Origin of the sequence: Clostridium sp. Marseille-P3244 (assembly GCF_900120155.1) — a bacterium.
In the GTDB taxonomy this organism is placed as follows: Bacteria; Bacillota; Clostridia; order Lachnospirales; family Lachnospiraceae; genus Mediterraneibacter.
In genome coordinates this window covers 2,596,091-2,607,599 of record NZ_LT635549.1, presented here as the reverse complement: position 1 = coordinate 2,607,599, position 11,509 = coordinate 2,596,091, and the positions used below count along the sequence as shown (strand labels likewise).

Sequence of the window (11,509 nt, the reverse complement as noted above, 5' to 3'; positions counted from 1 at the left end):
TGGACATCATATCCCGCATGATGGAGTTAACATCTGTCCCATCTTTGACTTTAACATTGTTTTCTTTCATGTAGTTACCCATCATTTCTCGAAGGGCTGCTTTTTGTGGGGTATCCTTTTTTCTTGCCATAAAATAAACCTCCAAACTGGTAAGTCTATCTTACATCAGTTTGAAGGTTTACACAAACTTTGGGATACTCCCCTCAAAATCGTTTCTTATATAATTTCTCCACCACCCCGATCACCGCATACAGAGCCATTGCCATTACGCACAGCAGCACGATGGACATGATCAGCCAATCCATCTTAAAGAGGTGAAGGGACAAAAAGACAGAATGACCATCGTTCTGCGCAGAAAGAAGAATGCTGAAAAGCGTTGAAGATATTTGGTATACAAACATTAGTGAATACGCTATAATAAAGGGCAGGTAATAGCTTGAGTAAATGATTGAGAAAGGGAAAATAGGTGGAGTATGAGACTTGAGCAAGTAACGATAAAAAATTTTAAGGGGATTGAAGAGTGCACTTTAGACCTTGAAAAAGGATTTAATCTGTTGATAGGGGATAATGGATACGGAAAAACTTCAATTTTAGAGGCTGTTTCAGTTGGACTTGGCGGATTCATCGCAGGGCTGCCAGATGTATCAGGAAGAAATTTCACTAAAGATGAAATTCGGGTAATACTGGAAAATACGGGTGATGGATCTTTTAATAGACGCTATATGACTCCTGTGGAAGTAAGGTGCAAGGCAAAAATTGACGAAGAGAATTTTGAATGGGTGAGAAAGAAAAGCAGCGTTAAGGCATCAAGAAGCACCGTGGAACCCCGAACAATTTCAAGAAAAGCGGAACAGATGGCAAATGGAGAAAAATATATTTTGCCAGTGCTGAGTTATCAGAGTACAGCCAGAATGTGGATGCAGAAAAGAGAGTCGGCGGAAAATGTATTTTCAAAGCATTTTTACAGGACTGTTGGATATGAGGGATGTTTAACAGAAGCGTCAAATAATAAAATGCTGATGAACTGGGTTCGCCATATGGAAAGAATGGAGTGGAGACGGAAGGAAAAGATCAGAGAGTATCAGGGTGTTAAAGATGCCTTATGCAAATTTATGCAGACAATGCTTGGTGAAGAAGTACTGAGCTTTGAATATGATGATCAAAGTGATGAACTTATTTATGTTACATCAACTGAGGCATTGCCGATAAGAGCGTTAAGTGCGGGATATCAGTCTGTAATATGGATGGTATTGGATATCGCATATAGAATGGCGCTTTTGAACCCCAATCTGTTGGAAGACATTAGTCAGACTCCGGGTATCGTACTGATAGATGAACTCGATATGCATCTTCATCCGAAGTGGCAATGGAGGATTATCGCAGGATTAAAAGCCACTTTTCCTAATGTACAGTTTATAGCGGCTACGCATTCTCCTGTTATAATGGCATCATGTAAGGAAGAAAATTTAATCAGGATTGATGAGAACAGGAATATTACGTATGAAAAGACACCGTATGGATTGGATGTGAACGATATTCTAAAGATTTGTCAGGGAAGCGAAGCTATGGCAAAAAAAGTTAATGATCTTGTTAAAAATTTCGAAAATGATATAAATGAAGGGGATCTGGATAGTGCGCAAAAATTTGCAGATCAGATAAGAGCGGAATTGGGGGACAATCATCCAAAAGTTACATGGGCAGAAGAAACGTTAGAGTTGGAAAAAATACCACTGGGGGAATAGCAATGAGATATATACAAAAGGGAAAAACCCCTGAATCTCTTATTCAGTATGCAAAAAATAAAAATGCATATTTTGACGGATATCCAGATAAAGATGATGTGAGAGAACAACTGCTAAAGGATCAGGGGTATCTGTGCGGATATTGTATGAGAAGATTGAACTCGGCAACTGAGGTGAAAATTGAACATATTTTGCCACAGAGTAAATTGAAAGATGATCCAAGAAAAGCGTTGGATTATAAAATTATGCTAGGGGTTTGTTACGGAAATGAAAGAAAGAACAGTGAGGGGAAAAAACGGCATTTACAAGAACTTACTTGTGACGCGCATCGAAAAGATGAAGATCTGAAAGTGGCAGATCCTTATAATAAAACCTGTATAGAAAAGATACGATATGAAGCCGACGGACGCATTACGTCAGATGATCCTGAGTTGAAAGAGGATTTGGAAGATACATTAAATTTGAATTATAATGGGGAATCCGCTTTTTTAATGGAAAATAGAAAAGAAGTGTTAGCTGCCTGCAAAGACAAAATGAGACGGATGAAAGAAAGAGGTCAGTGGACAAAGACCTTTCTGAGAAAAATATTAAAAGAGTACGAGGAACCAGATGAATTAGGATATCTGAAACCGTATTCGGGAATAGCAATTTGGTATCTAAAGAAAAGGCTTGGGGAATAGAAAACTTAATTCAACTACATAAATATACTAATTCGGGAGCATCGTGAGCGGTGTTCCTTTTATTTTGTGTGCGCGATACACCCGGTAAACGACCGCCATGCATGGGCGGACGGTTGACAGAAAAATAGGAGAGTAATGTAATTATGGCAAGAGTTTTTGGGTATGCAAGAGTAAGCAGTCGGGAACAGAATTTAGACAGGCAGATTTTGGCGCTGAAAAAGTATGTAGACGAACAGAATATACTAACAGATAAATCCAGTGGGAAAGATCTGGATCGTCCGGCTTATCAGGCTTTAAAAGGCGCATTGGGTTTGCGGGAAGGAGATACGCTTATTATTACGTCACTGGACCGGCTCTCCAGAAGTAAGGAAGATATAAAGAACGAGCTACAATGGTTTCAAAAGAAGAAGGTGAGATTGAAAATCCTTGACCTTCCAACTTCCTTGATTGAAGTACCGGACGGACAGCAGTGGATCATTGACATGATACAGAATATTCTGATTGAGGTATTGTCGAGTATTGCGGAGCAGGAACGGATTACAATAAGAAAGAGACAGAAAGAGGGAATTGAGGCGGCAAAAGCTAAAGGCAAACATTTGGGAAGACCGAAAATAAATCAGCCTGAAGAGTTTCGCCAGATATATGAACAGTGGAAACGGAATGAAATTACAGCGGTAAAGGCAATGAGAAAGATGGGATTATCGAGCAGTACGTTTTACCGGATGGTCCGGAAATATGAAAGTGAATCAAAAGGTGTGTAAGTTTTGGGATATATGTCAAAATTAGAAAATAGGATTTTGAGACAGACCTGCCGGATGGATGGCAGGTCTGTCAAAAGGTAGAGGTTTTGAAATGGTTTACAGCAGTTTGAGTGATAAATAGAATTTTTTTTCAGATGAAGATAATACTGAACATTTTTTAATCAAATAATCAAAAACCGTATCCAAATTTAGAATATTCTTGTTTACCACGAGATGAAACTGTTTATACCTGAGAAAAGAAAAGTAGCATAATTCAAATACATATTTAGGCAGAAAGACACAGCTATTTAGTATCTCGGACAACTGAGCAAATAGAAAGTTTTCAGTAAATTCAGTTATCTTTATGCAGCGGGGCGTTCCGATAGAATAATGAATCGTATTAAAACACTGGCAGGCGAGAACGGTCAATAGCTGTAGTTTTATAACTTTATTTTCACAAGATTTTATTGAACGGAAAAAATCAGAAATAAAGTCATAAGTCATTGTTTCTATAGAGGCAGATAAAAGGGTATATGAAGTTTTATAATATATTTTTTTAATCTGCGGGTAAGGAGCCTCACTAGCATTAATTACATTTAATAAATTCTTGAAGTGCTCTTCATAATTCATATTTTGCGGATAAAAAATATATTGTTGAGTTACTATTCTGAGAATTATTTTGTCAAGCCCAATTGAGGCCAAATAATTACATAATACCATATTGGGCATATAAAGTTCTGGGCGTGTTGCAGATTCTGCAAGACTCATTTTGTCTTTTTCAATAGTACTTATCAGAGAGTTTACTATACCCTCAAAGCTGGAATCAGTTCTAGCCCATATATTTATCAAAGAAAACAGATTTTGATCCATTGGAGACTGAGAATACAGAATAGTCTTTTTATCTGGATATTCCAGTAATCCTATAAGTTCTTTGGCAGCATCATAATTTCCGATAGATTGATAATATTCTATACAAATATATACAAATGACCACCAATTACTCTGCATTGTAGAGACTTCCTTTTGTTGCGCGTTATTTTTTACTACGACAGTTTTCTGCAAGCGTTTAATCAGTGGATAAAGTATGTTTGATATAGATAATTCTTGTAGCAGAATATCGAATTCGTATATGTACTTTGTTATATTTTCAAGAATTTCTGCTAAAACTGGGATAGAGGGCTTTTCAATGGCGTATATTGCATCAGCTATTGGCGCAGAAAGCTGAACAGTGTTTAATTCCTTGCTAAATGTAAGAAAACCGAGAGCTGAAAGCTTTTCAATGTTTATAATATCAAATTCTGGAATGACTTTTTCTAGGAATGAAACAGGAAGCGTGTAATTAAAAAAGCAGCTTAATATGATTAAATATTTCTTCAATATTTTATTCTCATGCTTAAATATTGTTATATCATATAACTTTTTAATATGGCCTAATAAGGATTGTGTTTGGTGGTCGTAAGGATGCTTAAAAGAAACATCCGGGCGATTAAAGATATAATCCTCTTTGAATAGCAACTGTCTCACCGCATTTGGATTCTTTTTAGAAGTATATGCGAGAAGAGATACAAGTAAAGGATTTTTTGATGTCCATTTTAAAATACGTGTTTCGAAGTCTTGCGTTAGATCGCTGATTTTACAGATTTTTTTGTAGTAATCTATTAGTTTATCATCCGAAAAAACGGGTACGGAAAAAGAAACATATGTAGTTCCTTTCCATAATGTATTACAGGTGATAATAAAAATCCGCAGGTTCAATGAATCTATTTTTTCAAGCTCTTTTGATAGTAAATTTGAGGAAAGGTTCATGTCATCAATAATCAGTATAGAAGCCCCATTCTTTTTCTTCAAACGTGTATATATTTCTTCGTACGATAACGTTGTGCCAGAAGCGTCAGAAAAATGTATCTGTGAAAGTGTGGCTTCAATAGAACCAATATATTGTAAATAACATATATCGGTAAATGGGATTTTATTAATGAAATCTCTGATAAAAGTAGTTTTCCCTGAGCCTTTTGCTCCTGAAATTATAATCCTGAAATTTTTTTCCATAGTATTTTTTAAAGAAGCATAATCACTTTGTTCATAATTAATGTGTGCAGTTGTTTTATGATAAACTTTTCGAAAGTTATCGCAGAAAGGAACGTCATCTAATAAATTTATGCAAATTGAGAAAAGTCTTTTAAGTAAAGTAATGCAATCTTTGGGCATAATATAATTGGAATAGTAGTTAGAAAGTATTGTTTTCAGCTGCTCTTGAAATTTAGATAAAAAATTATTAATAAGATGATAAATCTTATTATTAATTTCTGCTAAGGCAAAGGAATTGTTTGAAACGGATTTCTTTGCCTTTTCTTTTTCCAGAGTGTCGAGATCTGAATCTATGGAGGGAATGTATAAAGCAGATAAGTCCCATTTGTCAAAATTTAGAATTTCCTTACGGATATTATCCGGAAAGAATGTATGGAAATTCTCTGATCCATCAAAGATACATTGCGGATAAATAACATTCGGATTTTTGTCGATAAAGTTTTCGATATATGTTTCAATATCAATATCATTGTCAGAATTAATCAAAAAAGCCAGAAAATCTTCAAGCGTGTTAGGAGTTCCCTCGTATAGAAAGATTTTACTTTGAGTAAAAAAACATATTATATTATTGGCTAAGCATTTGAATTCATGGATTCCCATTTTGCCCTCCTCGTGTTTAAATCGATTCTATCTATTATAAATGAACATAATTAAATATTCAATTACATTGAAATGGTCTAAGGAAAAAAATAGATGTGTAAAATATGAATTTTACTAATTATATAGAGCTTTTTTCAGCCGATTTTTTTGATTAAGGACAGTTGATGATTAATGTCAGGAACTATACTTTAATAAGGTAACGCGCTAATACACGAAAAATATTCCTTTACATCGCAAATGAATGTTGTATCGATATGGTAACATGAAGCTGTCGACAAGAAAAATATACCGGTAAGAAGAAAGGAGAAAGAAAAAATATGATTCCATTCATCACGGAACATACAGATTCCGCTCAAGTTTTACAATTCGGGCAGAATCAAATTATGCAATCATTGGCAACAGTAAATGCAAATGTAACAAATTCTGCGGAGTGTGTCACACATCAATTACAGACAATGGAAAAGAAGTTGAAGAATGCTGAAAAAAAGAAAAGGAGAAGTTGTGTAAGTGAAAATTTAGCTCTGCAGAACAATGGGAAAATTATGTTAATGGAAAATTATGATGACGAGACGCAGGGCGTGAAAGAGTTCGCCTACAACTTGAAAGGAGAGTGGAGTGTGGCGAGAATTGAATTTAGACAAGTCGATATTAAGGAGAGCAAATATATTATTCTATTTCCAGATGCTAATTTATGGGTTGTGGGAGATGTCAAAAAGAATAGCGGAAAAAATTTGTATGAAGCATTTGTAAAAGCAGGAGTGAATTTTGCTCCGGACAACAGTGTGAGCAAAATTCAAAGGATTTTATTTTCTACTTTTGGAGCGGAAATTGATAGGACGCAAGCTGTGTACTATTTTCCAGAATTAGCAGGATGGAACAGTGGACAATTCGTATATGCAGAAAATTGCAACTACGAAAAGCGGCTGGACTTCCCGGATTTACCAGTTATGCAAAAGCATTTTAAGGTACAAAGAGGAAATAGACAGCAACTGGAAATTTATTTGTCACTATATAAAAATGTAACGTGTTGGCAAGAGCGGATACTTTTGTTGGAAATGCCAATATTGGGTATTTTGTCATCTGTCTATGCAGAGGAAAGGAGAAAATTAAAATGTTTTCTGAATTTGGTATTTTGTGAAAACATAACAAAAGATGAATTGATTTACTTACTACAGATTTTCAATCGGGAGCGTTTAAGGAGTATTGATGCTGAGGACAATAGCAGTAATCTGCGAAATATATTAATGAAGACAAACGATGAGATTTTAATTGTAGATGCGACAGGCGGAGGAAGCAGCTACATTAAAAGAAAGCAACAAGACAACGTTAAGAAAATCGCAACAAAAATATGTCAGACAGGAAATTCTGTTTTTTCAATTCAGCGTGACGTGAATGCGGTTTTGGTTGTTTTTAATGACGCTGTATCAGTACTGTCTAATGCAGTAAATTTGATGGTTTCCAAGGAATTGTTTCGAGCGACAGAAAGTATAAGAAATAGAGGAGACATAACCGGTGTTTTTCTCACGGAATTCCTTATGTTTGCAGAAAGAAGACTGGAAGAAATAAGAAGTATTATCAAAAATTCTTGCCCAACAACAGAAGGCATATTATTTTCAGGGTGGAGAATTATCGAGCTGTTTTGTCATACCGTTGGTATTGATTTATATAGGACAGCTGATCTTCCAATTTATGTTAATTTTGAAGAAATCCTGCAAAAATTTAATGTTCCGGAAGATATAGAAGAAACTTTTATAAAAATAATAAGGCGTGAATTAGTCCATTGGGAAATTATAGAGAAACGTAAAATGCAAAAGTTTGTTTTTGCAGCGTGCTACCATGACGAAAAATTCCTGTGGATTCCCACAAAAATTTTTGACAGAATGCTGGCTCGGGAAGGGATGCTTCCGTATAAGTTGAATTTTCTCTACGAAATGAAAAAAAGAGGCAATTTGTTGACGGATTCTACTGGCTTATCCTCGAGAGTGCAAATTGCTGGTAGACGAATTGAAGCGTACAAATTCCGTCGTGCCTGTTTTTCTATTGTAGGAGAAGCAGACGTTATTGATTTGGGAAAGGAGATGACAGCTCATGTTGATGGATAAAGAAAATCATGAAATCAAAATTTGCAAAACTCCAAATCCACATATCCTTATTTTAGGCAAGTCTGGTGAGGGAAAAACATATTTTTGTTGCCGAAAAATTGAAGAAGAAATTCAGGATGGAAAAAGTGTTCTTATTTTTGATTATTCCAAAAGCTATTCTCTGCCCGAGTTGCATAAGTGCAAATTCCGTTATTCAGAGTCCGTAAGAATTTTTAACCCTCTTGAAAAAAGAACGGACTTTATCTTCGGAATGGATAGGATAGAAAGTGCGCTGGTAGACTCATTTGTAAATGCACTGCGGATTCTGAGTTATTATCAGAAAAAACTGTTGCGAGAAGCAATTTTCCGAGTAGTAGACAGCACAGATTCTCTGACTATTCCTGCATTGATTGAATGTCTAGAAGAGATGTTAAGTGAAATGATTAGTTCAGAAAGTGAAAAGAATATCGGACATCTTCTCACCCGGTTAGGACCATATTCTGAACTCGATAATATCAGAATAATGACAGGAAATCCAACTTATAATATTGGAACAGATGCAAACGTGACAATCATCCAATTTTCAGATTTTCCGGAATTACAGCGAATATTCCTTACGGAATTTCTTGCCGAAATGTTATGGAGAGAAGTGCGAAATGGATACAAAAAAGTTGATATTGTTCTCTTCGACGAGTTTCATAATATGCAGATAACGCCGGGAAGTGCGTTATCTGCCATGCTCCGGGAAGGTAGGAAGTTTGGCATGGGAGTATATTTGTCGTCACAGTTTCTTGGAAACTATAATCGTGACGCAGTTGATACACTTATGCAAGCAGGCAATATGTTCTTTTTTAGGCCTGTCCAACGAGAGATGAAATTTATTGCGAGTTTGATTGATCCAGATGAAATACCTGCATGGAGAAAAATATTGCAGAGTCTCCAAGTCGGCGAAGCCGTATTAAAAGGACGCTATAATCTCAATGGCAATACAAGAGAGATTGAGACTCCGATCATATGTAAAGTTGAATCAATTTAAAATTTGAAGGTTGGGTGAAACAAAGTGATATATATACATATTCCAATTCTGGAAGAAAACAGCAGAATTAAATGATGCGAATTGATTGAAAATGATGTGCATATGCTTTACCAATTACACGGTTCGGAGTTAGCATATGCCCCAAAAACAAATAATACAAGAAAGGAATAAATATATGAAAAATCAAAAGATAATCCTGCAGTTAGCCCGTCTGTTGGAACAGCAGAATATTATAAGTACTTCCGAGCGCATGAAGATGACAGATCTCATCCGGAAAGGACAGTAACCATGCGCGCGGTGATCTATGCCCGCTGCAGCACAGAGGAAGAAAGCCAGAAGGATGCGCTTGCCAATCAGGTAAAGGAGGCAAAAGAGTGTGTAAGGCGCATGGACTGGATACTGGTGGATACATATATTGAGAGCCGATCTGGAACGACTACAAAAGGGCGCACCGAGTATAATCGCCTTTATGATGACCTGCAGAAGAATCTGTTTGATGTGATTGTTATTAAATCACAGGATCGGCTTATGCGTAATACGAAGGACTGGTATCTTTTCGTGGACCGTCTGTGTACGAATGGAAAGAAACTGTATATTTATATTGAAAATAAGTTCTACACTACGGATGATGCGCTGATCACCGGAATTAAAGCGATCCTTGCGGAAGAGTACAGCCGTGAGCTGAGTAAAAAGATTAACAATGCACACCGGAACCGTCAGAAAAATGGCGGTTCCGTGATTCTTACCCCAAATGCATACGGCTTTAAGAAACTTCCGGATAAATCTGTGGCTTTGATTGAAGAAGAGGCTCAGGTGAAGAGACGGATGTATCAGCTCTGTGCTGACGGATACGGAAGCAGGACAATAGCAAATATATTGACAAATGAAGGTATCAGAAAGAGAACGGGCAAGAAATTTACTGAAGATGATATTCTGCGGATTATTCGGAATCCTTTAAATATGGGAACTGCTGTAATGAATAAGAAACATTTTGATTTTGAGAGTAAGAAGATGGAAAAAGTATCTGAAGATCAGCAGTTCCGATATGAACATAAAGTGCCGGAGACAGTATCAGAAGAGTTATGGCGGGAAGCAAATGACGAGATTGACAGAAGGGCGGTGAAAGCAAAACAGAAAGATTCATTCCCAAGGGGGAGTAATCCCGGCAAATATAATCTGAGTGGAAAAATAATATGCGGGCTTTGTGGAAACCCATATTACAGGAGATTTAGAAAAAATCATTCAGATGGAAAGCCGATTGTAGAGTGGAAGTGCAGAAAATATGCTTTAGAGGGGAGAAAATCTAAAGAAAAGGCAAGACCGCAGATTTCTAAAATAGGAATGAAAGGAGAAAAAGGGTGCGACAACATACATCTTGACGAGGAAAAACTGTTTAAACTACTTGAAGATGTTTGTGTAGAGCAGTTTTCAGTAGACAGGGAAGCAGTAATCAGAGAAACAATATCTCTGTTGCGTCAAGTATTGGAGGAGGACCAAACTGCAGATAAAATTCAGTCGCTTGTTTTTGAAGAAAGCCGTATAAAAGAGCAGCAGGATTTATTGCTTGATAAATTACTTAACGGCGTACTATCTGATGAAATGTATCAGAGAAGACAGCAGAGTTTAGAGAGTACCTTGAAATCCTGTAGAGAAAAGAAAAAGAAATTAGAGAAACAGAGTATAAAAAACGTATCAAGAAAACAGCGTCTTTTGGAAATTGAGAATAATTTGAGAAACGGGAGTGATATTGAAACAGCTACAGTAAATGAAATGTTGGAGGAAATAGACAAATTTATTATATATCCCAGATATATGGAAATTGTGTATAATCCTGCAAATGTGATAGGAATGAAAGAGGGAAATGAACAATTTGAGCAAAAAATCCATATTGAATATGGCGCCATGTTTGACCGACTGAAAAAGAAAGAAGAGATACGCAATCAGATTATAGAACTGATAAGGGAAACTCCGACAATCACAGCGAAAGAAATAGCTAAGAAAATGGGATGCAGCCTTTCTGGCGCACAATATAAACTGAAAGTGCTTAAGAAAGAAGGTCGTATCAGATTTAATGGAAGCGGCGGAAAGGGAAAATGGGAAATTATAAAATAAAGGCTATCGGATTCAGAAAATTTTTCCGATAGTCTTTATTCAGTTTCAGAGAAATTCAGAAAAATAACGACTAAGGAGCAACAAAAAATGAACTACATAGAAAAAATATTTAAAAGAGCAAAATTATGCAATATAGTAGACAATATTTTATATGGTCCTGAACCTGAAAAAAACTGTCCAGACTATGAGGATAGAATGAATGAGGCGTATAAAGAGTATTCGAAAATAGTTGTTAAATATGATCCGAAGAGAAATTCAGAATTATATGATGCGGCAAACGCACTGACAGAGGTAATATCTGGAGTATATATGGAAATTGGATTTCAGGCAGGGGTACTTTTTATGCAGGAAATTTATCATAATGCTGAAAGTCATAGAAATGAGGCAGGAGATGAACAGGTATGAATATCTGTGTGGATTTCCGAGATTT

At 36.2% G+C, this 11,509-nt stretch carries 8 protein-coding genes; 7 read left to right on the top strand and 1 reads right to left on the bottom strand.

The annotated features are described in order from the left end of the window. Positions 1 to 473: 473 nt before the first annotated feature. The 3 genes from BQ7367_RS14195 to BQ7367_RS14185 all read left to right on the top strand — a co-directional run bounded on the left by BQ7367_RS14195 (position 474) and on the right by BQ7367_RS14185 (position 3,183). Positions 474 to 1,742 (top strand): AAA family ATPase, encoded by a 1,269-nt coding sequence (locus BQ7367_RS14195; RefSeq protein ID WP_072526033.1) that lies wholly within the window; start codon positions 474 to 476, stop codon positions 1,740 to 1,742. 2 nt (positions 1,743 to 1,744) lie between these two features. Further along, positions 1,745 to 2,422 carry a retron system putative HNH endonuclease gene (locus tag BQ7367_RS14190; protein WP_072526032.1) on the top strand — a complete coding sequence of 226 codons (678 nt, stop codon included), beginning with the start codon at positions 1,745 to 1,747 and terminating at the stop codon, positions 2,420 to 2,422. 143 nt (positions 2,423 to 2,565) lie between these two features. Further along, positions 2,566 to 3,183: a recombinase family protein gene (locus tag BQ7367_RS14185; protein WP_072526031.1), complete on the top strand. Its 618-nt coding sequence runs from the start codon at positions 2,566 to 2,568 to the stop codon at positions 3,181 to 3,183. 96 nt (positions 3,184 to 3,279) lie between these two features. Here the strand turns inward: BQ7367_RS14185 and BQ7367_RS14180 are convergent, their stop codons facing one another. Beyond that, positions 3,280 to 5,850 carry a P-loop NTPase family protein gene (locus BQ7367_RS14180; RefSeq protein ID WP_072526030.1) on the bottom strand — a complete coding sequence of 857 codons (2,571 nt, stop codon included), beginning with the start codon at positions 5,848 to 5,850 and terminating at the stop codon, positions 3,280 to 3,282. Between the two features lie 317 nt (positions 5,851 to 6,167). On the opposite strand from BQ7367_RS14180, the gene BQ7367_RS14175 reads away from it, so the two are divergent. From BQ7367_RS14175 to BQ7367_RS14160, 4 genes are all read left to right on the top strand, one after another. After that, positions 6,168 to 7,952, top strand: coding sequence for a hypothetical protein (locus BQ7367_RS14175; RefSeq protein WP_072526029.1), 1,785 nt, complete (start codon positions 6,168 to 6,170; stop codon positions 7,950 to 7,952). Then, positions 7,939 to 8,967, top strand: coding sequence for an ATP-binding protein (locus BQ7367_RS14170; protein ID WP_072526028.1), 1,029 nt, complete (start codon positions 7,939 to 7,941; stop codon positions 8,965 to 8,967). Before BQ7367_RS14175 ends, BQ7367_RS14170 begins: the two co-directional genes overlap by 14 nt. A 288-nt stretch (positions 8,968 to 9,255) precedes the next feature. Beyond that, entirely contained in the window at positions 9,256 to 11,079 is a 1,824-nt protein-coding gene (locus BQ7367_RS14165) for a recombinase family protein (RefSeq protein WP_072526027.1), read from the top strand. 87 nt (positions 11,080 to 11,166) lie between these two features. Further along, positions 11,167 to 11,484 carry a hypothetical protein gene (locus BQ7367_RS14160; protein WP_072526026.1) on the top strand — a complete coding sequence of 106 codons (318 nt, stop codon included), beginning with the start codon at positions 11,167 to 11,169 and terminating at the stop codon, positions 11,482 to 11,484. The last annotated feature ends 25 nt before the right edge of the window (positions 11,485 to 11,509 follow it).

Bases quoted from the DNA above. Each gene is read 5' to 3' on its own strand.
- BQ7367_RS14180 (WP_072526030.1), bottom strand. From the start codon at position 5,850: ATGGGAATCCATGAATTCAAATGCTTAGCCAATAATATAATATGTTTT.
- BQ7367_RS14165 (WP_072526027.1), top strand. From the start codon at position 9,256: ATGCGCGCGGTGATCTATGCCCGCTGCAGCACAGAGGAAGAAAGCCAG.
- BQ7367_RS14175 (WP_072526029.1), top strand. From the start codon at position 6,168: ATGATTCCATTCATCACGGAACATACAGATTCCGCTCAAGTTTTACAA.
- BQ7367_RS14185 (WP_072526031.1), top strand. From the start codon at position 2,566: ATGGCAAGAGTTTTTGGGTATGCAAGAGTAAGCAGTCGGGAACAGAAT.
- BQ7367_RS14190 (WP_072526032.1), top strand. From the start codon at position 1,745: ATGAGATATATACAAAAGGGAAAAACCCCTGAATCTCTTATTCAGTAT.
- BQ7367_RS14170 (WP_072526028.1), top strand. From the start codon at position 7,939: ATGTTGATGGATAAAGAAAATCATGAAATCAAAATTTGCAAAACTCCA.
- BQ7367_RS14160 (WP_072526026.1), top strand. From the start codon at position 11,167: ATGAACTACATAGAAAAAATATTTAAAAGAGCAAAATTATGCAATATA.
- BQ7367_RS14195 (WP_072526033.1), top strand. From the start codon at position 474: ATGAGACTTGAGCAAGTAACGATAAAAAATTTTAAGGGGATTGAAGAG.